This window comes from Micromonospora citrea (assembly GCF_049629545.1).
Classification (GTDB): Bacteria; Actinomycetota; Actinomycetes; order Mycobacteriales; family Micromonosporaceae; genus Micromonospora; species Micromonospora citrea_A.
The window spans coordinates 61,722-82,069 of sequence record NZ_JBNADX010000016.1 but is presented as its reverse complement, the minus strand read 5'-3'; the positions used below and the strand labels follow the sequence as shown (position 1 = coordinate 82,069).

At 73.4% G+C, this 20,348-nt stretch carries 23 protein-coding genes and 1 tRNA gene; 7 read left to right on the top strand and 17 right to left on the bottom strand.

Annotated elements, in window-relative coordinates; genetic code table 11:
* Nucleotides 1-57: 57 nt before the first annotated feature.
* Both ACPFP2_RS18385 and ACPFP2_RS18380 read left to right on the top strand, forming a co-directional pair.
* Nucleotides 58-2,412, top strand: a complete 2,355-nt coding sequence (locus ACPFP2_RS18385; RefSeq protein ID WP_424090400.1) for a glycoside hydrolase family 65 protein — start codon at nt 58-60, stop codon at nt 2,410-2,412.
* A gap of 198 nt (nt 2,413-2,610) precedes the next feature.
* Nucleotides 2,611-3,096 carry a GNAT family N-acetyltransferase gene (locus ACPFP2_RS18380; protein ID WP_424090399.1) on the top strand — a complete coding sequence of 162 codons (486 nt, stop codon included), beginning with the start codon at nt 2,611-2,613 and terminating at the stop codon, nt 3,094-3,096.
* On the opposite strand, the gene ACPFP2_RS18375 is transcribed toward ACPFP2_RS18380, so the two are convergent.
* Complete coding sequence (locus ACPFP2_RS18375; RefSeq protein WP_424090398.1) at nt 3,077-3,547, bottom strand: hypothetical protein; 471 nt, start codon at nt 3,545-3,547, stop codon at nt 3,077-3,079. The genes ACPFP2_RS18380 and ACPFP2_RS18375 overlap by 20 nt on opposite strands.
* Nucleotides 3,548-3,655: 108 nt before the next feature.
* Between ACPFP2_RS18375 and ACPFP2_RS18370 the strand changes: the two genes are divergently transcribed.
* Nucleotides 3,656-4,477: an SAM-dependent methyltransferase gene (locus tag ACPFP2_RS18370; RefSeq protein WP_424090397.1), complete on the top strand. Its 822-nt coding sequence runs from the start codon at nt 3,656-3,658 to the stop codon at nt 4,475-4,477.
* A gap of 239 nt (nt 4,478-4,716) precedes the next feature.
* Here ACPFP2_RS18370 and ACPFP2_RS18365 read toward each other — a convergent pair whose 3' ends face one another.
* The 9 genes from ACPFP2_RS18365 to ACPFP2_RS18325 form a co-directional block, all read right to left on the bottom strand.
* Nucleotides 4,717-5,298, bottom strand: a complete 582-nt coding sequence (locus tag ACPFP2_RS18365; RefSeq protein WP_424090396.1) for an FHA domain-containing protein — start codon at nt 5,296-5,298, stop codon at nt 4,717-4,719.
* Nucleotides 5,298-7,103, bottom strand: coding sequence for a protein kinase domain-containing protein (locus tag ACPFP2_RS18360; protein ID WP_424090395.1), 1,806 nt, complete (start codon nt 7,101-7,103; stop codon nt 5,298-5,300). The genes ACPFP2_RS18365 and ACPFP2_RS18360 overlap by 1 nt, the downstream gene beginning before the upstream one ends.
* Nucleotides 7,104-7,225: 122 nt before the next feature.
* Nucleotides 7,226-7,840, bottom strand: coding sequence for a type II toxin-antitoxin system YoeB family toxin (locus tag ACPFP2_RS18355; protein WP_424090394.1), 615 nt, complete (start codon nt 7,838-7,840; stop codon nt 7,226-7,228).
* Between the two features lie 209 nt (nt 7,841-8,049).
* Nucleotides 8,050-8,814: an ABC transporter permease gene (locus tag ACPFP2_RS18350; RefSeq protein ID WP_424090393.1), complete on the bottom strand. Its 765-nt coding sequence runs from the start codon at nt 8,812-8,814 to the stop codon at nt 8,050-8,052.
* A complete protein-coding gene (locus ACPFP2_RS18345; protein ID WP_424090392.1) occupies nt 8,811-9,623 on the bottom strand; it encodes an ABC transporter ATP-binding protein in 813 nt (270 codons plus the stop codon). Before ACPFP2_RS18345 ends, ACPFP2_RS18350 begins: the two co-directional genes overlap by 4 nt.
* Nucleotides 9,620-10,000, bottom strand: coding sequence for a DUF1048 domain-containing protein (locus ACPFP2_RS18340; protein WP_424090391.1), 381 nt, complete (start codon nt 9,998-10,000; stop codon nt 9,620-9,622). Before ACPFP2_RS18340 ends, ACPFP2_RS18345 begins: the two co-directional genes overlap by 4 nt.
* 2 nt (nt 10,001-10,002) lie before the next feature.
* The gene (locus ACPFP2_RS18335; protein ID WP_424090390.1) at nt 10,003-10,350 is read right to left on the bottom strand and encodes a PadR family transcriptional regulator; all 348 of its coding nucleotides are present in this window, start codon (nt 10,348-10,350) and stop codon (nt 10,003-10,005) included.
* A gap of 412 nt (nt 10,351-10,762) precedes the next feature.
* Nucleotides 10,763-10,897 (bottom strand): hypothetical protein, encoded by a 135-nt coding sequence (locus tag ACPFP2_RS18330; protein ID WP_424090389.1) that lies wholly within the window; start codon nt 10,895-10,897, stop codon nt 10,763-10,765.
* Between the two features lie 113 nt (nt 10,898-11,010).
* A tRNA-Lys gene (locus tag ACPFP2_RS18325) sits at nt 11,011-11,082 on the bottom strand.
* 137 nt (nt 11,083-11,219) lie between these two features.
* Between ACPFP2_RS18325 and ACPFP2_RS18320 the strand changes: the two genes are divergently transcribed.
* The 3 genes from ACPFP2_RS18320 (at nt 11,220) to ACPFP2_RS18310 (ending at nt 13,261) form a co-directional block, all read left to right on the top strand.
* Entirely contained in the window at nt 11,220-11,699 is a 480-nt protein-coding gene (locus ACPFP2_RS18320) for a DUF1772 domain-containing protein (RefSeq protein WP_424090388.1), read from the top strand.
* Between the two features lie 134 nt (nt 11,700-11,833).
* Nucleotides 11,834-12,133: a hypothetical protein gene (locus ACPFP2_RS18315; protein ID WP_424090387.1), complete on the top strand. Its 300-nt coding sequence runs from the start codon at nt 11,834-11,836 to the stop codon at nt 12,131-12,133.
* Nucleotides 12,134-12,178: 45 nt separating this feature from the next.
* Nucleotides 12,179-13,261, top strand: a complete 1,083-nt coding sequence (locus tag ACPFP2_RS18310) for an NAD-dependent epimerase/dehydratase family protein (RefSeq protein ID WP_424090386.1) — start codon at nt 12,179-12,181, stop codon at nt 13,259-13,261.
* Between the two features lie 118 nt (nt 13,262-13,379).
* Here the strand turns inward: ACPFP2_RS18310 and ACPFP2_RS18305 are convergent, their stop codons facing one another.
* The 3 genes from ACPFP2_RS18305 to ACPFP2_RS18295 form a co-directional block, all read right to left on the bottom strand.
* A complete protein-coding gene (locus tag ACPFP2_RS18305; RefSeq protein ID WP_424090470.1) occupies nt 13,380-14,543 on the bottom strand; it encodes a hypothetical protein in 1,164 nt (387 codons plus the stop codon).
* A gap of 138 nt (nt 14,544-14,681) precedes the next feature.
* Nucleotides 14,682-15,866: a GNAT family N-acetyltransferase gene (locus ACPFP2_RS18300; RefSeq protein ID WP_424090385.1), complete on the bottom strand. Its 1,185-nt coding sequence runs from the start codon at nt 15,864-15,866 to the stop codon at nt 14,682-14,684.
* A 50-nt stretch (nt 15,867-15,916) separates the two neighbouring features.
* A complete protein-coding gene (locus ACPFP2_RS18295) occupies nt 15,917-16,636 on the bottom strand; it encodes a PP2C family protein-serine/threonine phosphatase (protein WP_363870372.1) in 720 nt (239 codons plus the stop codon).
* 202 nt (nt 16,637-16,838) lie between these two features.
* Between ACPFP2_RS18295 and ACPFP2_RS18290 the strand changes: the two genes are divergently transcribed.
* Entirely contained in the window at nt 16,839-18,254 is a 1,416-nt protein-coding gene (locus ACPFP2_RS18290) for a benzoate/H(+) symporter BenE family transporter (RefSeq protein ID WP_424090384.1), read from the top strand.
* A gap of 109 nt (nt 18,255-18,363) precedes the next feature.
* Here the strand turns inward: ACPFP2_RS18290 and ACPFP2_RS18285 are convergent, their stop codons facing one another.
* The 4 genes from ACPFP2_RS18285 to ACPFP2_RS18270 all read right to left on the bottom strand — a co-directional run bounded on the left by ACPFP2_RS18285 (nt 18,364) and on the right by ACPFP2_RS18270 (nt 20,337).
* Nucleotides 18,364-18,738 (bottom strand): hypothetical protein, encoded by a 375-nt coding sequence (locus tag ACPFP2_RS18285; protein WP_424090383.1) that lies wholly within the window; start codon nt 18,736-18,738, stop codon nt 18,364-18,366.
* Between the two features lie 67 nt (nt 18,739-18,805).
* On the bottom strand, nt 18,806-19,060 hold the full coding sequence (locus ACPFP2_RS18280) for a hypothetical protein (protein ID WP_088976929.1): 255 nt from the start codon (nt 19,058-19,060) through the stop codon (nt 18,806-18,808).
* An 80-nt stretch (nt 19,061-19,140) separates the two neighbouring features.
* Nucleotides 19,141-19,614, bottom strand: coding sequence for a large conductance mechanosensitive channel protein MscL (gene mscL, locus ACPFP2_RS18275; RefSeq protein WP_424090382.1), 474 nt, complete (start codon nt 19,612-19,614; stop codon nt 19,141-19,143).
* Between the two features lie 39 nt (nt 19,615-19,653).
* Nucleotides 19,654-20,337 (bottom strand): FadR/GntR family transcriptional regulator, encoded by a 684-nt coding sequence (locus ACPFP2_RS18270; protein ID WP_424090381.1) that lies wholly within the window; start codon nt 20,335-20,337, stop codon nt 19,654-19,656.
* Nucleotides 20,338-20,348 lie beyond the last annotated feature (11 nt).

Below are 20,348 nucleotides of genomic sequence, written 5' to 3'. Positions count from 1 at the left end.
CCAACTCACAGCCCGGGACTGATTCGGCCCCTGCGCGGAGGGGGTAACGGGAGTGCCGTGCACGACGACGAGAACTGGCGGATCCGCCGTACCGACGCCGACCTCGAGCGACTCGGCGAGACCGAGTCGCTCTTCGCGCTGGGCAACGGCTGGATCGGCTGGCGCGGCACCCTCGACGAGGGCGAGCCGGTCGAGATGCCCGGCAGCTACCTCAACGGCTTCCACGAGCGACGTGAGCTGACCTACCCCGAGGACGGGTACGCCTTCCCGCAGCTCAGCGACACCGTGGTCAGCGCGCCCAACGCCGCCCTGGTCAAGCTCTGGGTGGCCGGCGAGCCGCTGGACGTGCGCACCGGCACCCTGCGTACCCACGAACAGGTGCTCGACCTGCGGGCCGGCGTGGTGGAGCGGCGGACCGAGTGGATCTCGCCGGGCGGGCACGGGGTGCGGATCCGCAGCACCCGGCTGGTCTCGCTGCCCCGGCACGCGGTCGCCGCCGTCCGCTACGAGGTGGAACCGCTCGGCGACGACCCGGTGGAGCTGCGGGTCTGCTCCGACGTGCAGGCCAACGAGCGGGTGCCGGAACGCGGCGACGACCCGCGCGCCGCCACGGTCGTCCACGACCCGTTGACCGCCGAGGCCCGCCGCTGGAACGGCTGCTCCGGAGTGCTGGTCCACCGCACCGGACGCAGCGCCCAGCGGGTCGCCGTCGCGGTGACCCACGAGACGGAGACGCCCGACGGCTTCACCACCTCGGACGACTGCACCCCGGACCGCCTGCGGCTGAGCGTGGATGGCCGGCTGCGCCCCGGCCGGCGGCTGCGGATCACCAAGTTCGCCGCGTACGAGTGCGCGCCGGTCGACGGCACTTCGCCCGACGACCTGGCCGACCTGGTCACCACCGAGGCCGCCGCCGCGAGGGAGCACGGCTTCGACGCCCTCCTCGCCGACCAGCGGGCCACCCTCGACGCGCTCTGGACGACCGCCGACGTGGAACTCGATGGCGACCCGGAACTCCAGCAGGCCGTCCGGTTCGCCGTCTTCCACCTGCTCCAGGCCGGCCGGGCCGACGGCGACCGGACCATCCCGGCGAAGGGACTCACCGGCAACGGCTACGACGGTCACGTCCTCTGGGACACCGAGAGCTACGTGCTGCCGGTGCTGACGTACCTGGCGCCGGAGGTCACCCGCTCGGCGCTGCGCTGGCGGCACGCCCACCTGCCGGAGGCCCGGGAACGCGCCGCCGAGCTGCGGCTGCCCGGGGCCACCTTCCCGTGGCGGACCATCGGCGGCCGGGAGTGCTCCGGCTACTGGCCCGCCGGCACGGCCGCCCTGCACGTCAACGCCGACGTCGCCGACGCGGTGCTGCGCTACGTCGCGGCCACCGGCGACGAGGAGTTCCTCACCGGGGCGGGGCTGGATCTGCTGGTCGAGACGGCCCGGCTCTGGCACGGCTTCGGGCACTGGTCGGACGACGGCGCCTTCCACGTCACCGGCGTCACCGGCCCCGACGAGTACGCCGCCCTGGTCGACGACAACCTCTTCACCAACCTGATGGTCCGACGCAACCTGCGCGGCGCCGCCGACGCCGCCGAACGACACCCGGGACGCGCCGCCGAGCTGGGTGTCGAGGCCGCCGAGGTCGCCGGCTGGCGGGCCGCCGCCGACGCGGTCGCCGTCCCGTACGACCGCAAGCGCGGTGTGCACCAGCAGGCCGCCGGCTTCACCGAGCAGCCCGAGTGGGACTTCGCCGCGATGACCGACGACGACTACCCGCTGCTGCTGCACTTTCCCTACCTGGAGCTGTACCGCAGGCAGGTGGTCAAGCAGGCCGACCTGGTGCTGGCCATGCAGCGCTGCCCGGGCGAGTTCACCGCCGAGGAGAAGGCCCGCAACTTCGCCTACTACGAGGCCCGCACCGTCCGCGACTCGTCGCTCTCCGCCGGCTCGCAGGCGGTGCTCGCCGCCGAGGTCGGGCACCTGGACCTGGCGTACGACCTCTTCGCCGAGGCGGCCCTGCACGATCTGGCCGACCTTGGCGACAAGACCACCGACGGACTGCACCTGGCCGCCCTCGCCGGCGCCTGGACGGCGGTGGTGGAGGGCTTCGGCGGGCTGCGCGACGACCGGGGCTACCTGTCGTTCGCGCCCCGGCTGCCGGACCGGATCCGCCGGCTCGGGTTCAGCCTGCGCTGGCGGGGGCAGCGGCTGCGGGTCACCCTCACCCGGGACGAGGCCCGCTACGAGCTGCCCGACGACCCGGACGGGGCGGTCGAGCTGCGGCATGCCGGCGAGCCGGTGCGGGTCACCGGCGCGGCCCCGGTCGTCCTGCCGATGCCCCCGGTGCCCGACCCCGGCCCCGAGCCGCCCGCTCCGCCCGGGCGCCGCCCGCAGCGCCGCAGCCGCCCCTGATCCCACCCCCGCCCTGATCCGGCCTCCGTCCGGTGTCCGGGCCCGGGCCTGCCCCGGGCAAGATCGACGCGCCGTTCGGTGCCGGGCTCGTCTGCATGATCGACACCATGACGCCGGAACGGCGGCATCGCGGCACCCGGGACACCGCCGTTCCGGCGCAACGGAGGCAGGGCTGGGTCGGGCGGGTAGGGTGGCGCGGTGCCCGATCTGCAACGGCTCGCCGAACGTCACGCGGGCGCGGTGCTGCGGTTCGAGCGGGCCAACCGGGCGTGGTTCGCGCGGACCGTGCCGGACCGGGGCGACGACTACTTCACCGGCTTCGACGCCCGGCACGCGGCGCTCCTCGCCGAGCAGGCCACCGGCCGGTGCCACTTCCACGTCCTGGTCGACGACGACGGCGAGGTGCTCGGCCGGTTCAACCTGGTCGACGTCGCCGACGGAAGCGCCGAGCTGGGCTACCGGGTCGCCGAGCGGGCCGCCGGGCGCGGCCTCGCCACCGCCGGCGTACGGCAGGTCTGCGACCTGGCCCGGGACGAGTACGGCCTGACCCGGCTCACCGCCGACACCACGCGGGACAACCTCGGCTCACTGGCCGTGCTGCGACGCACCGGCTTCACGTCGGTCGGTGAGGTGCTGCTCGACGGCCGGCCGGGGCTGCGCCACGTCAGGGAGCTGACCGGCTGACCCCGCCGTCCATCCGCTCCAGCACGGCCTCCAACGCCTCGAAGGCGTACGCCCAGTTGTGGCACTTGAAGCTGCGCAGACCCTCGATCGGGGTGTGGCAGTCCACGCAGTGCACCCCGGCGATGGAGTCCGGCACCTCGGTGTTGACGTACTTGCGCTCACCGAGGATGACCGTGGCGACCATCGCCCTGTCGTGCACGCCCTTCAGCGCCGAGGAGACGATGTCCAACCAGGTCTGCCGCCGGCCGCACTTCGGGCAGTCCGGCTCGTCGCCGCTGACCCACAGCGGGGCGCCGATGCTGCGCGCCGGCATGCCGAGCAGCTTCTCGATCCGGCGTACGTCGTGCTCCGGGGTGACCCAGCGGTGCCGGCCGGGCAGCGAGGCGGGCGAGTCGTACACGGCGCGGAACAGCACCGGGTCGACCTCGACGGTCTCCCGTGGACGGGTCATCGCGTACCTCCTCGGCGGTCGGTGCCCTCGTCGTACCGCCGGAGCGCCCGGCGCGCAGCCGGATCACCGACACGACGGGTCAGCGTAACGTCGCTGCGGGTGCTAGACATGCAGGCGCGACCGACGTCCGCAGGGAGGGGAGTGCCGGTGACCGCGCCGACCGATGCGGAGCACGCGCCCAACGTGGCCCGGATGTACGACTACTTCCTGGGCGGCTGCCACAACTTCGCGGCCGACCGGGCCGCCGCCGAGAAGATCCTGGAGATCTTCCCCGACACCGGCATCGCCGCCCAGGCCAACCGCCACTTCCTGCGCCGGGCCGTGCGCCACGCCGCCGAGCGGGGGATACGCCAGTTCCTCGACATCGGCGCCGGGCTGCCCACCCAGGGCAACGTGCACGAGATCGTCCGCCAGGTCGCTCCCGACTCGCGGGTGGTCTACGTCGACCACGACCCGGTCGCCGTCGCGTACGCCCGGCGGCTGCTGCCGACCGACGACCGCACCGTCGTCGTCCACGCCGACCTGCGCCGCCCCGACGAACTGCTCGCCCACCCCGACGTACGGGCTGCCATCGACCTGGACCGGCCGGTGGCGGTGCTGCTGGTCGCGGTGCTGCACTTCGTCACCGACGCCGAGGACCCGCACGCCGCGGTCGCCCGGCTCCGCGACGCCACCGTCCCCGGCAGCCACCTGGTGGTCTCCCACCTCACGATGGACGGCGCGCCGCCACTGCCGGCCCAGCAGGGGCAGGCGGTCTACCGGCGCAGCAGCGCCCCGCTGGTGCCCCGCACCCACGCCGACGTGCTGCGCTTCCTCGACGGGTACGACCTGGTCGAACCGGGCCTCGTCCCGGTGGCGGAGTGGCGGCCGGACGGTGAGCCGCAGGAGCGGATCTCGCACGGCTACGGCGGGGTCGGCATCCGCCGCTGAGCCGGGGGCCGGAAAACCTCCCCTTTTCGACACCTGCCCGGACGCGCGGCGAGCTGGTGTGATTCGTGGCGGGCGCCGCCGGCCTCGTCCTCCGGCCTCGGCCGCCCGGGTACGCGCCCGCACGGTGCGCGCCGTCACCGTCGTCGGGCTCCGGTCGACCTGGGGCGCGACGCGCAGGAGGAAACAGGGGGGTGTGTCCTCCGGGTCGCGTGGGGCGCGGCCCGGAGGGCACGCGTACGTCAGGCCCCGGTCGCGCCCCGACGGACCGCCTCGCCGGCCAGCCGGGACCGCCGCCGCTCGTCGTTGCTGACCAGGCCGAACTTGTCGTACAGGTTGGCCAGGTGCTTCTTCACCGCGCTCTCGCTGACCCCGAGCGCGGTGGCCAGCGCCCGGACCGTCGGCGGCTCGGGGAAGGCGGTGCCACCGGAGACGTACGGGCGGCAGAGCACCTCGACGAGTTCCTGCTCGCGCCGGGTCAGCGTCGGGGCCGGTGGCGGTGGCTCCACCCCGACCGTGCGGGTGCCGGTGAGCTGGGGCGCGTGGAACACCAGCCGGGCCGGGCCGATCTCCACCCGGTCGCCGTGCCGCAGCAGTCGCGCCTCCCGCACCGGCAGGCCGTTGACCGTGGTGCCGTTGGTGCTGCCCAGGTCGCGGATCGTCCAGCCGGACGGGAAGCGTTCCACCAGCGCGTGCAGCCGGGAGACCAGCTTGCTGTCGACGGTCACCTCGTTGCCCGGGGCCCGCCCGATGGTCAGCGCGTCGGCGGTCAGCGGCACCAGCCGGACGCCGCCCACCCCGTGGACCTCGAAGTAGCCCTCCATCACCGGTCGCAGTACGGCTCGGTGGTGGCCGACGTCGCCGCCTTCGTCCGGTCGGCGGTCACCGTCGCCGACGCGGTGGTGCAGCCGCCCGCCGACCGGTGCGGCTCGGTCCACAGCTCGTACGGCTGCCCGACCGCGCGCTGCCGGGTCACCGGCCGATCGGTACGGACCGCCAGGCCGACCGTCCAGGTGCCGCCGTCGACGGCGACGTTGTCGCGGTACTGCTTCCACACCCAGACGTACGCCATGGTCGCCCGGCAGCTCGGCGACCAGTACTGCTTGACCGAGATCGCCTTCAGGCCGCCCGCGTACCCGTAGGCGGACGCGCCGACCTGGTAGGCGTCGGCGTAGCAGGGGCCGGGCGGGGCGTCGTCCCGGCTGGCCCGGCGCGGCTGGGCGGCGCCGGTGAGGGTGGTCGACACCGGTCGGCCCGCGGCGGTCAGCTCCAGCGACGCCCGGATCGGGCCGGTGGTCCGCGGGACGGCGACCACCCGCACCTCGCAGCGGCCGCCCGGCCCCACCGGTCCGGGGCTGCACCCGTCGCCGACGATCCGCAGGTCGGCCCGGGACGGCCCGGTCAGCGTCACCCCGGTCACCCGGACCGGCCGGTCGGCGCGGTTGCGCACCGACACCACCTGCTCGTCGGACTCGGCGTAGAGCTCCAGCTCGCCGAGGGCCAGGGTGACCGGCAGCTCCACCGGGGCGGGCGTCGGCAGCGCCTGGGAGTAGCCGGTGGCGAGCACCGCCGCCAGCGCGACGAGCAGCCCGAGCGAGCGCAGCAGCGTACGCGGGCGTACCCGGGACGGCTGCCGCCCGACGGTGGCGGACAACTCCAGGGCGGCACGGCGGCGATCGGTCAGCGACAGCGACGCCGCGCCATCGTCCGGCTCGTCCGCCGCCGGCCCGCCGGCGTCGCCCGCGCCGAGGACGAACGGGGTGACCGGCACCCCGGCCGCCGCCTGCGCCGCGCGCAGCTCGTCGGCGAACTCGGCGGCCGTCGCGGGCCGCCGCGCGGGGTCCTTCGCCATCGCCCGCTCCAGCGCCGCGCACACCCCGTCGGGTACGCCCTGCGTCCGCAGGTCCGGCACCGGGTCGACGGTGACGCGGCGCAGCAGCGACTCCAGCGACTCGCCGGCGGCGGGGGTGAAGGCGGGCGTGCCGTTGATCCAGTGCAGCACCGTCGAGGCGAGCGCGTAGACGTCGGCGGCGACCGAGGCCGGCGCGCCGCGCAGTACCTCGGGTGCGGCGTGCAGCACGCTGGCCGTGACCCTGCCCCGGGGGTCGGTGCGGTCCGCCGTACTGGGACGCGCCTGCCCGAAGTCGGCCAGCTTCGGCTCGCCGTACCCGGAGATCAGGATGTTCTCGGGTTTCACGTCGCGGTGCAGCACACCGGCCCGGTGCGCGGTCTCCAGGGCGCCCGCCACGCTGATCCCGCCGGCGACGGCCTCCCGCCAGTCGCCCGCCGCCCCGCCGCGCAGCCGGTCGCCGAGCGAGCCGCCCTCCTCGTACGCCATGAGCAGGTAGGGATTGCCGGCGGCGGTACGGCCCGCCTGGTGCAGGGTGACGATGTGCGGGTGGTCGGAGAGCCGACCCAGCATCCGCAGTTCCCGGTCGAAGCGGGCGCGGGACGGGCCGTGCCAGTCGGCGGCGAGCACCTTGACCGCCACCCAGCGGGAGAAGGCCGGCTGCCAGGCCCGGTAGACGACGCCGAAGCCGCCCCGCCCGACCTCGACGGCGTCGGTGCAGCCGTCCACCCCGAGTACGGGGTGCGGGCTCTGTTCGACCGACTGCTCGCTGTGGACCATCGCCGCTGAATGCTACCGATGGCTCGCGACATCGCCGTCAGCCGTTCGTGCTCCGCGCCGGGACGTCCCTTTCGTGCGGGTCGGCGTCGGTGGGGCGGATCGCGCCTCTGTGCCGATTGCTGTCAGCGCTGCTGTCGCCGGCCTGGCCGACGCAGCGGGCTCACCGCGTCCCGCCACATCATGCCGACCATCTGCCGGCGCGGATTCAGGTCACGAGGCATGGACCCGCTGACGTACAGCAGCACCGTCCCGGCCATCATGAGGAGCGCGCCGGGTATCAGCGCGAACGCCGGGCACACCGTCAGCACCGCCGCCAGCGGCGGATACCCCACCCGTGTCGCCGCCGCCGTGAGAGCCCCCGACGTCATTGCGAACGGCCAGCAGCGCATGGCCCACACGACGAACCAGTAGCCCCGGGTGAGCCGTAGTGGCACGGCCTTCCTGCCTGTGCCACCACCGATGCCTCCCCGTCCCGATCCGCTACCTGTCGCCATGGTGGTACCGGCAGGCGATGATCTCGACATCGTCCTTCGTGATCCGATACAGCAGCCGGTGTTCGCGATCGATGCGGCGGGACCAGAAGCCGGACAGCTCCCCCCGGAGGGGTTCCGGCTGCCGATGCCCTCGTATCCGTCACGCATCACGGCCGCGATGAGGTCGTTGATGCGCTTGACCAACTTGCGATCCGTGTGGCTGAGGTACTGATTCCAGGCCGTCGCGGTGAAGACCAGCCTCACGCGACGTCCCGGACGGTGGCCGGGTCGACCAGGTCCCGCTCGGCCCCCTCGCCGGGCAACTGGAGCTCTCAGGTGACTGGGGCTGGCCATCCGCCTCGTGGTGCGACGCGAGAGGATTCCGCTCGGCCTGGTGCCACGCGCAGGGTGGCAGACCTGCTCGGAGGAGAGCGCCGCGTCCATGCGGATGCGGCGCTCTCCCCGTGCATCACCTAGCTGGTCTTCGTGTGGTAGATCGCTGTCGCGGCGGCGTACGCGGCCACGAGCATGCCGGCGCACCAAGCGAGGGCGATCCAGATGTCGTTGCCGACGGGTTGCTGCGCGAACAACGTGCGGAGGGTGTTCACGATGGACGTTACCGGCTGGTTCTCGGCGAACCACGCGACCGGCCCGGGCATCGAGTCGGTGGGGACGAACGCCGAGCTGATGAAGGGCAGAAAGATCAGCGGGTAGCTGAAGGCGCTCGCGCCGTCGACGGTCTTGGCGGACAGGCCCGCTATCACGGCGATCCAGGTGAGGGCGAGGGTGAACAGGATCAGGATGCCGGCGACGGCGAGCCAGTCGGCTACGGATGCGCCGGTGCGGAACCCCATGATCAGCGCGACGCCTGTGACGATCACGATCGAGGCCAGGTTGGCGACGAGTGAGGTCAGGACATGCGCCCAGAGCACGGAGACTCGGGGGATCGGCATCGACTGGAAGCGCTCGAAGATGCCGCCCTGCATGTCGAGGAACAGGCGGTACGCCGTGTAGGCGATGCCGGATGCGATCGTGATGAGCAGGATGCCCGGGAGCATGTAGTTGATGTACGACTCGTCGGATCCGGTGTTGATGGCTCCGCCCAACACGTACACGAAGAGCAGCATCAGCGCGACCGGGGTGACCGCTGTGGTGATGATGGTGTCCGGACTGCGGAGGATGTGACGCAGGGATCGGCCGGTGAGGTTTCCGGTGTCGCTGAGGACGTGGGCGGTCATCGGGATTCCTCTCCTGCCGACATGGCGGCCTCGTCGGCGGTGTCACTGGTGTCGCCGACGAGGGCGAGGAAGACGTCCTCGAGGGTCGGCTGCTTCTCGACGTACTCGACCTTGGCGGACGGGAGGAGCTGCTTCAGTTCGGCGAGGGTCCCGTTCTGGATGATCGTGCCTCTGTGCAGGATCGCGATCCGGTCGGCGAGTTGCTCGGCCTCGTCGAGGTACTGGGTGGTCAGCAGGATGGTCGTGCCATCCTTGGCGAGCTGCTTCACCGTCTGCCAGACCTCGATGCGGGCTTGCGGGTCGAGGCCGGTGGTCGGCTCGTCGAGGAATACGACCGGCGGGTTGCCGACAAGGCTCATCGCGATGTCCAGCCGCCGGCGCATGCCGCCCGAGTACGTCGCCGCCCGGCGGTTCCCGGCATCAGTGAGCGAGAAACGGGCGAGCATGTCGTCGGCGATCGCACCCGGGTTCTTCAGGTGGCGGAGCTTCGCGATCAGGATCAGATTCTCCCGGCCGGTGAGCACGCCGTCGACTGCGGCGAACTGGCCGGTCAGGCTGATCGACTTGCGTACGTCGTCCGGAGCCGAGGAGACGTCGAAGCCGTGGACGGTCGCGGTGCCGGTGTTCGCTTTCAACAACGTCGACAGGATCCGCACCAGCGTGGTCTTCCCGGCGCCGTTCGAGCCGAGCAGAGCGAAGATGCTCCCGGCTGCCACGTCGAAGTCGACGCCCCGCAGCACGTGCAGGTCCTTGTAGGACTTGGTGATGGCCCGCACCCTGATCGCGGGTTCACGCGTCATGGTGGTCATGCGCTCGTTTCCTCGCCGTTGTCGCCGGCGGCGGCGTCGATCGCCGTCCGGAGGCGCTCGCGTTCCTTGTCTATCCACTGCTTCCCGGAGTACGCCTGCAGGAACGTCTCGGCGAACTCGACCGGGTCGTCGCCGACGATGGCGCGGACCGGCGTGCCGTCGGCGACCGCGCGCTCCCAGAGGTCGACGAAGTCGCCGAGCATCGTGATGAGCGTGTCGCCGTCGAGGATCCCTCCGTGGTACATGAAGTACCGCTGAAGAGCCTTGGCCGCGCTGCGATAGGGCCCCGGCAGGGCCTCGATCCGGGCCATGTGGCGCTTGTACTGCTTCTTCTGCTCGAGCGACCCGACGAGCGTCTCGATCCACTTCGCGGCCATGCTCATGCTCCTTCGTCGTGCTGGTTGTCGTCGTGGTGGAGTTGCTCGATGCGTTCCGCGAGGACGCTCCACGTCCTCCAGAACTCGGCGAGTTGGTCTCGCCCCTTCGCGTTGAGCGAATACACCTTCCGCGGGGGCCCTTTTTCGGAGGGAACCTTCTCCACGTCCACGAACCCGCGCTGCTCGACGCGGACGAGCAGCGCGTAGATGGTGCCTTCCGCGATGTCCGAGAATCCGCGGTCGCGCAGCCACGCGGTGATCTCGTAGCCGTATGCGGATCTGCGGGCCAGGATCGCCAGGACGATGCCTTCGAGAGTGCCCTTCAGCATCTCCGTCATCTGGTTGCCCATGCCATCATCCCCTCGCTACCAAGCGACGCTGACTACTGGTAGACAGTAACACTAGGTACCGGTAGATAGCAACGCTGAATACCGAGAGGTTCCCGAACGGGCCAGTCGGCGCCGGAGTCCAGATCACGCTGATCCGTTTGCACTGCACAGCTGGGTGGACGAGGTGACCATCAGTGCCGGAACGATCGCGGGCGGTCCAGGCGCATGACGCTCGCCGCAACGAGCTGTCTCTCGAACTCGGCTCCCAGGCCGCTACGACTCCGGCTCTCCGCGTGACCGTCGGCTACGCCTCGAGCCGGTGTTCACGATCGATCCGTCGTCGGTGTGCAGGACACCGGTGTGGTGGTCTTCGTCGCCCAGGGCAGAGACCCTGTCGCGGGGGGCGGGACGTCCCGCCCCCCGCGACTTCCGGCTATCGGGCGATGAGGAGCAGCAGTGCCCGACCACCCAGGGAGTACGTGGTGGAGGCGCCACCGATCCAGGCCGTGAACCATTCGAGCTGGCCCAGGCCGTTACCGTTGGTGTCGGCGGCGGTGTGGAAGTTCACCGGTCGCAGGGCCGGATGCGCCTTGCGGAAGGCGAGCAGCCGACGGGTGAAGGCTGCGATCAGCGGCCTACCCGATGATCTTCAACCAGGCCGTCGGTCGGCTGTTTCAAGAGTGGGCCGCCAGGGACTCGAACCCTGAACCTATGGATTAAAAGTCCACAGCTCTGCCATTGAGCTAGCGGCCCGCAGGCCCTCAGGTTACCGGACCTTGACCGGCAGGGCCTTCCGGCTTCCGGCCGATCCGGCCCCGCCTGGACGCCCACGCATGCACCCGAGCCTCCCGGCCATGGCCGACGGCGGCGCGAACGGGTGAGCTGGAGGCATGAGAACCCTCTCCCTCGCCGCCGCCACCGTCGCCACCGGTCTCATGGCGGGGCTCTTCTTCGCGTACGCCTGCTCGGTCGTGCCGGGCCTGGCCGCGGTGGACGACCGAACCTTCGTCGGGACCATGCAGTCGATCAACCGGCGGATCCTCAACGGCTGGTTCGTCGCGGCGTTCCTCGGCGCGGTGCTGCTGATCGGCCTGGCGGTGGCGCTGCACGTCACGGTCGGCGGCCGGGTGCTGGCCTGGACGGTCGCGGCCCTGGTGTCGTACGGCGCCACGCTGCTGATCACCATGCGGTGCAACGTGCCGCTCAACGACCGGCTCGACGCGGCCGGGCCGGTGGACCGGATCGCCGACCTGCGGGTGCTGCGGGACGGCTTCGAGGTGACCTGGGCGCGGTGGAACCTGGCCCGTACGGTCACCACCGTCGTCGCGTTCGCCTGTCTGGTCGCCGCGCTGGCCACCGGGCGGTCCTGAACCGGGAATGATCGACTCCGGTTGCGGCGAACGGGGGTGTCCGGGTCGCGAGGACACCGCGACACGCCGCAACCGGAGTCGATCACGGCGCGGACCGGGCGCATGGGGTCGCGGGAGCGGGGAACCGTGACGGCATGAGGATGACCAGCACCCCGGCCGTCGCGGCGTCGAGCGAGGAGACCGGGCCGGACGGCGTACGGGAGCCGGGCGGCGAGGTGCACGCCTGGCAGCCCGGCCAGAACTCGACCGTCTGCGGCCTCCAGCTCAGCCGTACCCGGCTGCGCCGGTTCCCGCACGTGCGGTTCGACTACACCTCCACCGACGTGCTCACCGGGGCAGACCCGGTCGGGTTCGTCTGCCCGCGCTGCCTCGCCGCCACCCAGGGCCGCCGCCGGCAGGAGAAGTCCTGGGTACGGCAGTCGCCGCGGCCTTGAACGGTCCGGGGGTTGGAGTCCGTTTCAACGGGTACCGCAGCCGGCATGCGGATCGTGATCGTGGGCGCCAGCGGCAACGTGGGGACGGCGCTGCTGCGCCGGCTGCGTCAGGAGTCGGGGCGGGAACTGCACGGCGTGGCCCGGCGGCTGCCCGGTGCGGACGCCGGTGAGCCGTACGACGGGGTGCGGTGGCACTCCTGCGACGTCGGGGCGCCGGATGCGGCCGGGAAGCTCGCCGCGATCTTCGCCGGGGCCGACGCTGTCGTGCACCTGGCCTGGCAGATCCAGCCCAGCCACGACCAGCGCACCCTGCACCGGACCAACGTCGGCGGCAGCCGCGCGGTGACCGCGGCCGTCGTCGCGGCCGGCGTCCCCGCCCTGGTGTACGCCTCGTCGGTCGGCACCTACGCGCCCGGCCCGAAGGACCACCCGGTCAGTGAGCGCTGGCCCGCCACCGGGGTGCACGGGTCGTCGTACAGCCGGGACAAGGCCGAGGTGGAGGCGATGCTCGACACCCTCGAAGCGGAGCACCCCGAGCTGCGGGTGGTCCGGCTGCGCCCCGGACTGATCTTCCAACGGGACGCGGGCACCGAGATCAGCCGGTACTTCCTCGGCCCGCTCGCCCCCGTGCGGCTGCTGCGCTTCGGGCGTATCCCGGTCGTACCCGCCAACCGGCGGCTGCGGATGCAGGCGGTGCACGCCGACGACGTCGCCGACGCGTACGCCCGGGCGGTCCTGGGTGACGCGCGCGGCGCCTTCAACGTCGCCGCGGACCCGGTGCTGACCCCGGAGTTGGTGGCCCGGCACTTCAAGGGCTGGACGGTCCCGGTGGCCGTCCCGGTGCTGCGCGCCGCCGCCGCGCTGACCTGGCGCGCCCGCCTGCAACCGGTCGACACCGGCTGGGTCGACCTGGCGTTGAACGTCCCGCTGATGTCCAGCGAGCGCGCCGAGGCCGAACTCGGCTGGCACCCGAGGGTCGACGCCGTCACCGCGCTCAAGGAACTCTTCGCCGGCATGGCGGAGCACGCCGGCACCGACTCCCCGCCGATGAGCACCGCCCCCGACCTCCCCGGCCGCCCCGCCGCCCTGCTCAAGGCCCGCGCCCCCGGCACCGGCAACCCCTACTGACAGCCCACCCCTGGCCCCACTCTCCGCCGAGTTGACCAAGAGTTTCCGTCCTCCGGAAGCGCATTCCGGGACGCAGACTTCTTGATCAACGGGACGGGGTGGGGTGGTGGGGTGGTGGTCAGGTGAGTTTGGCGGAGGCGCCGAGGAAGAAGATGCCGGGCAGGCCCCTGGTCTCGAAGCCGGCGCTGGGGTTGCGGCGCAGCGTCGAGTCCTCGATCCGCAGGGTGCCGGTGCGGTTGTTGCTGACGAAGAAGATCGCGCCGCCGCCCTCGTTGGCCCGGTTGTCCCGGATCACCGTGCCGGCGATCCGCACGGTGAACTCGTTGCCGTCGCAGTAGATCGCGCCGCCGCTGCCGCCGCCGGGGGTGCCCGCCCGGGCCGGGTTGGCGCCGGTGCCGACCGCCCGGTTTCCGGTGAAGACGCTGTTCAGCACCGTCCAGGAAACCCCGATGCTGCTCAGTGCCGCCCCGTTGGCGCAGGTGCCGCCGGTGAACGTGCTGCCCACCACGTACACCGGGCGGTTGTCGTGCTGGCTGAGCACCCGCAGCGCTCCGCCGCCCAGGTCCTGCCCGGTCCGGTCGCAGCGGTTGCCGGTGAACCGTGAGTTGACCACCTTCACCCGGCCGCCGCGTACGAAGATCGCGCCCCCGCCGCCGCCCTCGGCCTTCTCGCCGGTGGAGTTCCCGTCGGCGAAGGTCAGGTTCTGTACGGTCAGCGTGGGGTGGTCCTGGTTCTGGCAGTGCGAGGTGGTCCAGCCCTGCGCACCGTCGCAGGTGTTCATGTAGAGGATCCGCCGCTCACCGCCGCCGGAGAGGGTGACCTTGCCGCCGCCGTCGAGCACGACCCGCCCGCCGACCTTGTTGCGGACCTTCGCGGTGGCCGTCATCCGGATGGTCACCGGCGCGGGGCCGCAGTCGAACGTGATGATCCCGCCGGCCGCCACCGCCTGCACCACCGCGGCCGAGGTGCAGCTCGCCGGGGTGCCCGTGCCGACCGTCCTGGTCGGACGGGAGGTGTCCACCGCCCCCGCCTCGACCGGGACGGCCGCGCCACCGTCCGGGTTGCCGGCCGTGAACGCCGGTGCCGCCTCGGTGGGGCTCGGTGACGGGCTCCCGCCCGGGGTGCGCCGGTCCGCCGGGGTCGACGCCGCCGAAGTGGCCGGCCCGCTCGCCGGCGCGGCGACGGGGGTCGCCCACCGGGCGTCGTCGGGGCGCTCCCCGCCGCAGGCCGGGAGGCCGGCGGCGGCGACACCGAGGACGAGCAGGACCACAGCGGACGGCATGCGCACCCGCACGATGCTAGGGACCGTCCACCGGTCCCGCCGCATCCGCCGCCGAGGATTAACCCAGACCTAAGCCGGCCGCCGGTGCCCGCCGAAACCGAACGCCCCGGGCACTGGACGCCCGGTGCGGCGAACAGCTCAGAAGTCGGCGAAGAGGTACGGCAGTTCGCGCGGGAAGAGCCGCCGCAGCTCGGCCGCCGCCTCCGGGCCGACCGAGCCCAGCCCGCGTACGGCCACCTCGGCCGGGTCGAGCACCCCGTACACCAGGGCGGAGAGGCCGGCGGCGGTGAGCGTCGCCGACGGCGCCGGCCCGCCGGAGGTCAGCTCCAGCTGGCCGGTGGCGCCGTCGAGCAGGTGGGTGCCGCCCAGCCACCGGTCGTCGACCAGCTCCACGCGGACCCGGCCCGGACCGGCCGGCAGGCCGGTGAGCGCGTCCACGGAGAGCAGCCGGGCCATCGGGGCGGGCGAGCCGGGGCGGGACACCCGCGCCTCCACGTGCACGGCCAGGTCGGTCAGCCACAGCTCGGGCAACTCGTCGGCGGGCACCTGGAGGCTGATCCGCTCCACCTGGTCGACGTGCCGGGCGAGGAACTGCAACAGCAGCGCCCGCGCGTACGGGTCGCCCACCAGCAGGTCGTCGCCGTGCAGCTCGCCGCCGTGGTCGTCGATCCGGTAGGTGAGCACGCCGAGGGTCGTGCCGTCGATCCGGGCGGTGACCAACCAGCGGTCGTCCCGGTCGCGCAGCCCGACCGCGCGGAAGTCCGGGAAGATCGCGAAGCCGTGCCGTTCCCGCAGGCACCGCTCGGTGAACGCCCGGTACCCGGGGTAGCCGGCGCCGATCCGCTCCCAGGTCACCTCGCCCGGCAGGTCCGTGCGCAGCAGCGGGCCCAGGTCGGCCGGGGAGAACCGGACGGTACGCGCCCGGGGCAGCCCGACGTAGCCGAACCGCTCGTAGAAGCCGGCCCGGAACGGGTACAGCGCGCTGAGCGGGTGCCCCTCGTCGCGCATCTCGTCGAGGAGCTGGTGCAGCAGCGCCCGGACGTGCCCCTGCCGGCGGGCCAGCGGATGGGTCGCCACCCCGGCCACCCCGGCCATCGGCAGCACCCGCCCGCGCAGGTTCTGTCGCATCGGGATCGCGCTGGCCGCCGCGCGGGTCTCGCCGCCCTCCTCGACGACCAGCGTCCGGTTGCCCTTGTTGTACGGCAGGTAGCGGTGGAACGACTCCACCCGTTCCCCGGTCAGCGGGGACGCCTCGAAGGCGTACGCCTGGAGCGGGAAGCTGGTGGTCAGGCGTTCTTCGGCGGCCAGCCGGCGGATGGGCATCCGTCCATCCCAACCCGGCCGGCTCCACGCCGCAACCCGGTTGGCCGGGCTCAGACCTCGACCAGGTCGGAGACGACCACGGTGACGTTGTCCGGCGCGCCGGCCTGGTGGGCCAGCTTCACCAGCTGCTCGCCGCACTGCTGCCGGTCGCCGTACGTGGTCAGCGCCGCCTGGATGGCCGTGTCCTCCACGTAGTCGGAGAGCCCGTCGCTGCACAGCAGCAGCCGGTCGCCGACGAACACGGTCAGCACCCCGATCGCCGGGGGCGCGTCCGCGCCCTGCACGGCCCGGGTCACCAGCGACCGCTGCGGGTGGTGCCGGGCCTGGTCGGGGGAGAGCGCCCCCTGGTCGACCAGCGCCTGGACGAAGGTGTCGTCCCGGGTGAGCTGGGTCAGCTCACCGTCGCGCAGCAGGTAGCAGCGGGAGTCGCCGACCTGGGCGAGGACCAGGGCGTCCCCGGCGAGCAGGCCGGCGGTCAGCGTCGTACCCATGCCGTCGCGGGCGGGATCGGCGGAGATCGCGGCGCGGATGCGCTGGTTGGCGGTGGCGACGACGGCGCGCAGCGCCCCGGCGGCCTCGTCGGGGACGGTCGGCGGGACCAGCTCGTCCAGGATCCGGATGACGATCTCGCTGGCCACCTCGCCGGCGGGGAGCCCGCCCATGCCGTCCGCCACCGCCACGAGGCGCTCACCGGCGAGGGCGGAGTCCTCGTTGTTGGTGCGGACCAGGCCGACGTCGTTGAGGATGGCCGAGCGGAGGATCAGCGTCATGCGACAAGCTTGCCGGAAACACCCGGCCGGCGTCTCTACCGCCCCGGCGGGTGGAGTGGGAGAAATGTGCCCGGTGGGTCGGGACGGAGGTGTCCGCCGGCCGCTCGGCGGCCCGGTCCCGGCCCGTGGGCTGCGGATCGACGCGTGACGCGACCGTCGGGGCGGCCTGGTTAGGGTGACCGGCGACGACGGGGGGTGCACGGTGGCGGAGCGACTGCAACCGGTGCTGGCCGGCGTGGTGACCGCCCTGGTCGGCTTCGCCAGTTCGTTCACCGTGGTGCTCGCCGGGCTGCGCGCGGTCGGCGCCAGCGAGGCGCAGGCCGCCTCCGGGCTGCTCGCGGTGAGTGTCGCCGCCGGGTTCTGCGCCCTCTGGCTGGGGCTGCGGCACCGGATGCCGATCGCGATCGCCTGGTCCACCCCCGGTGCCGCGCTGCTGGTGGCGACCGGTCCGGTCCCCGGTGGCTGGCCCGCCGCGGTCGGCGCGTTCCTGGTATGCGGGGTGCTGATCGTGGCCGCCGGGCTCTTCCCCGCGCTGGGCCGGGCGGTTGCCGCGATCCCCGGTCCGGTGGCCGCGGCGATGCTGGCCGGGGTGCTGCTGCCGCTGTGCACCGCCCCGGTGCGGGCGCTGGTCGAGGTGCCCCGGTTGGCCGTGCCGGTGATCGTCACCTGGCTGGTGCTGCACCGGTTCGCCCGGCGGTGGGCCGTGCCGGCGGCGCTGGTCGTGGCGGTGGCGGCGATCGCGGTGACCACGTCGGGCGGGGGTGTGGGCAGTCTCCGGCCGGTGGTCGAGCTGACCCCACCGGCCTTCACCGTGCCCGCGGTGGTCGGGCTGGCGCTGCCGCTCTTCCTGGTCACCATGGCCGCCCAGAACGTCCCCGGCACGGCTGTGCTGCGCGGCTACGGCTACCGGCCGCCGCTCGGGTCGGCGCTGCGGGCCACCGGGCTGGCCAGCGCGCTGGGTGCGCCGGTCGGCGGGCACGCGGTCAACCTGGCCGCGATCACCGCCGCCCTCGCCGCGGGGCCGGACGCCCACCCGGACCCGGACCGCCGCTGGATCGCCTCGGTCACCGCCGGGCTGGGCCTGGCGCTGCTCGGCCTCGGCGCGGGGGTGGCGACCGCCCTGGTGCTGCTCTCCCCGCCGGTGCTGATCGAGGCGGTGGCCGGGCTGGCGCTGCTCGGCGCGCTGGCGACCGCGGTCGCCTCGGCGGTCGCCGACCCGGAGAGCCGGGAGGCCGCCGTGGTGACGTTCGTGGTCACCGCCTCCGGGGTGAGCCTGTTCGGGGTGGGCGGCGCGTTCTGGGGCCTGCTCGCCGGCTGGCTGATGCTGCTCCTGTTCCGTCGCCGCCGTACCCGGGAACCCGGGACCGCCGGTGGGGCCGGCGACAGGACGCCGGCGGCCGGCTCCGGCGGCGCGCTGCCGCGCGACGGCGACGTGACGAGGCCCCCGTCGGGCGCGGGCGGCGGCGACGCGAGGGTGCTGCGGGACGCGGGCGGCGGGGACGCGACGGTCCCCTCGGCTGGTGACGGTGGCGACGCGACCGTGCCCCGGGGGGACGCCGACGGCGGGGACGCGCCGGGGCGCGACGACAATCAGGCGGCGCAGGTCACGCGGCGCTGAGGGCGGGCCACGGGCCGATCCATCTGTGCCATCAGGTCGGTAGCGTCCGACAGACAGGCGAGGCGCACGCGGCGAACCTGGCAGAGGGCCACCCCGGCGGGCAGGCGCGTCACTCCTCCGGGGGCAGGTCGCCGACGGGGACGTCGAGGCGTACCTGGCCGTCGGCGACCGTGGCGATCTGGTCGGCCAGCACGTAGACCGCGCCGGTGCGGGTCAGCTCGGTCGAGACCTTCAGGTAGCCGGTGCGCAGCAGGCGGGCGGCCAGGTCGGCGGGCACCTCGGGCTCCTCGACCGCCGCCGCCTCGATCAGCTCGTCCAGGCTGCTGCCCGGGTCGGCGGTGGGCGCCTGCACCGTCACCGCGTTGGGGTCGCCGCGCTGCACCAGGTCGACGGTGCCGACGTCGACGCCCTCGGCGTCGACCACCCGCATGCCGGTGGTGACCCGCGAGATGACCGTCTGCTCTCGGATGCCCTGCTGCTCCATGTCCGGGCGGTTCCCGGCCCCGCCCCGCGCTAAACGCGCTGCGCCGGCCGCGCGCCCCGGGGAACGGTCAGGGTGCGGTCGGCGGGGCCCAGGCGCTGGGCGGGCGGGGGGACAGTTCACGCCAGGCGTCCGTGCCCTCCAGCAGCGCGCGTACGGTCTCCTCGGCCTCCTCCGCGCTGGCGTACTCGTAGAACTGGGAGACGCCCTCCGCGCCGCCGGCCCGCTGCTCGACGTGCCAGCGGTCGCCGTCCACCCGGAGGAAGACGTCCCGCCGGGCCAGCCGCCCCCATTTACCGTTCCACCAGTGCCTGCGCTGTTCCATGGCGGGACTCTATCGAACATGTGTACGACACGGGTCGGCCCCTGTGGGATTCCCACAGGGGCCGATGTGCATGCGTCGCGTCAGCGCGGCGCCGGCGGCTCCGTACGCCGGCCCAGCACGTCGTCCAGCGCGCCCCGCTGCTGCCCGGGGGTGGTGTGCCCGGCGGCGACCAGTGCGTCGCGGATCTCGGTGAGCAGCCGGACCTCCTCGCTGGGGGCCTTCGGCGGCGGCTCCTCGCCGCGCTTGCGGCGCTCGGCGAGCCTGTTCATCGGGAAGACGACCAGGAAGTAGAGCGCCGCCGCGGTGAGCAGGAAGGTGATCAGGGCGTTGACGAAGGCGACCCAGTCGAAGGCGATGCCCCGGAACGTGGGCGCGGTGCCCGCCAGGCCCTTGTCGCTGCCGGTGATCAGCAGCACGAACACCCGGATCAGCGGTTCCAGGAACGACTTGGTCAACTGGGTGACCACGCCGGTGAACGCGGCACCGATGACGACACCGACCGCCAGGTCGACGACGTTGCCGCGCATGATGAACTCTTTGAAGCCCTTGAACATCCGCACTCCCGTGCTGTCCGATTCTGCGTCCGGGACAACCTATGCCCCGGAGGGTGGCTCCAGAAAAGCGCCGGCCTCGATCGCCGCCCGCGCCGGGTCGCCGGCCCGGATCGCCTCGACGAGCCGGCCGTGGTCGACGTACCGCTCCGGCGCCAGCGTGTCGCCCATCGCCTGGGCCACCGTGCTGCGCAGGGCCGCGCCGACCGAGGCGTAGAGCTCGGCGAGCATCCCGTTGTGGGCGGCGGCGACCACCGCCGTGTGCAGCGCGGCATCCGCCTCCACGAAGTCGGTGACCCGGCCCGAGCGCCAGGCGGCCTCCCGGGCGGCGAGCGCGCCGTCGAGCACCGCCAGGTCCTCGGGGGTACGCCGCAGCGCGGCCAACCGGGCCGCCTCGACCTCGAAGGCGCGCCGGACCTCGACCACCTCGGCCATCCGGTCGTCAGTGAGCCGGCGGGCCACCACCGGGGCCAGTTCGTCGGTCGACACCACGTACGTCCCGGAGCCCTGCCGGCACTCCAGCACCCCGGCGTGCACCAGCGCCCGGACCGCCTCGCGGACCGTGTTCCGTCCGACCCCGAGCGCGGCCACCAGTTGCGGCTCGGTCGGGATCCGCCCGCCGACCGGCCACTCGCCGCCGAAGATGCGGGCCCGCAGCTGCGCGATGGTCTGTCGTACCCGGTGCCCGCGCGGGGGCACGGCGACGGAATCGACGGCGGGTGTCACCGGTTACACCT

Bases quoted from the DNA above. Each gene is read 5' to 3' on its own strand.
- ACPFP2_RS18345 (WP_424090392.1), bottom strand. From the start codon at position 9,623: ATGACCACCATGACGCGTGAACCCGCGATCAGGGTGCGGGCCATCACC.
- ACPFP2_RS18285 (WP_424090383.1), bottom strand. From the start codon at position 18,738: ATGGAGCAGCAGGGCATCCGAGAGCAGACGGTCATCTCGCGGGTCACC.
- ACPFP2_RS18360 (WP_424090395.1), bottom strand. From the start codon at position 7,103: ATGGTCCACAGCGAGCAGTCGGTCGAACAGAGCCCGCACCCCGTACTC.
- ACPFP2_RS18300 (WP_424090385.1), bottom strand. From the start codon at position 15,866: ATGCCCATCCGCCGGCTGGCCGCCGAAGAACGCCTGACCACCAGCTTC.
- ACPFP2_RS18320 (WP_424090388.1), top strand. From the start codon at position 11,220: ATGAGAACCCTCTCCCTCGCCGCCGCCACCGTCGCCACCGGTCTCATG.
- ACPFP2_RS18350 (WP_424090393.1), bottom strand. From the start codon at position 8,814: ATGACCGCCCACGTCCTCAGCGACACCGGAAACCTCACCGGCCGATCC.
- ACPFP2_RS18280 (WP_088976929.1), bottom strand. From the start codon at position 19,060: ATGGAACAGCGCAGGCACTGGTGGAACGGTAAATGGGGGCGGCTGGCC.
- ACPFP2_RS18295 (WP_363870372.1), bottom strand. From the start codon at position 16,636: ATGACGCTGATCCTCCGCTCGGCCATCCTCAACGACGTCGGCCTGGTC.
- ACPFP2_RS18310 (WP_424090386.1), top strand. From the start codon at position 12,179: ATGCGGATCGTGATCGTGGGCGCCAGCGGCAACGTGGGGACGGCGCTG.
- ACPFP2_RS18365 (WP_424090396.1), bottom strand. From the start codon at position 5,298: ATGGAGGGCTACTTCGAGGTCCACGGGGTGGGCGGCGTCCGGCTGGTG.
- ACPFP2_RS18375 (WP_424090398.1), bottom strand. From the start codon at position 3,547: ATGACCCGTCCACGGGAGACCGTCGAGGTCGACCCGGTGCTGTTCCGC.
- mscL (WP_424090382.1), bottom strand. From the start codon at position 19,614: ATGTTCAAGGGCTTCAAAGAGTTCATCATGCGCGGCAACGTCGTCGAC.
- ACPFP2_RS18305 (WP_424090470.1), bottom strand. From the start codon at position 14,543: ATGCCGTCCGCTGTGGTCCTGCTCGTCCTCGGTGTCGCCGCCGCCGGC.
- ACPFP2_RS18335 (WP_424090390.1), bottom strand. From the start codon at position 10,350: ATGGGCAACCAGATGACGGAGATGCTGAAGGGCACTCTCGAAGGCATC.
- ACPFP2_RS18340 (WP_424090391.1), bottom strand. From the start codon at position 10,000: ATGGCCGCGAAGTGGATCGAGACGCTCGTCGGGTCGCTCGAGCAGAAG.
- ACPFP2_RS18315 (WP_424090387.1), top strand. From the start codon at position 11,834: ATGAGGATGACCAGCACCCCGGCCGTCGCGGCGTCGAGCGAGGAGACC.
- ACPFP2_RS18370 (WP_424090397.1), top strand. From the start codon at position 3,656: ATGCAGGCGCGACCGACGTCCGCAGGGAGGGGAGTGCCGGTGACCGCG.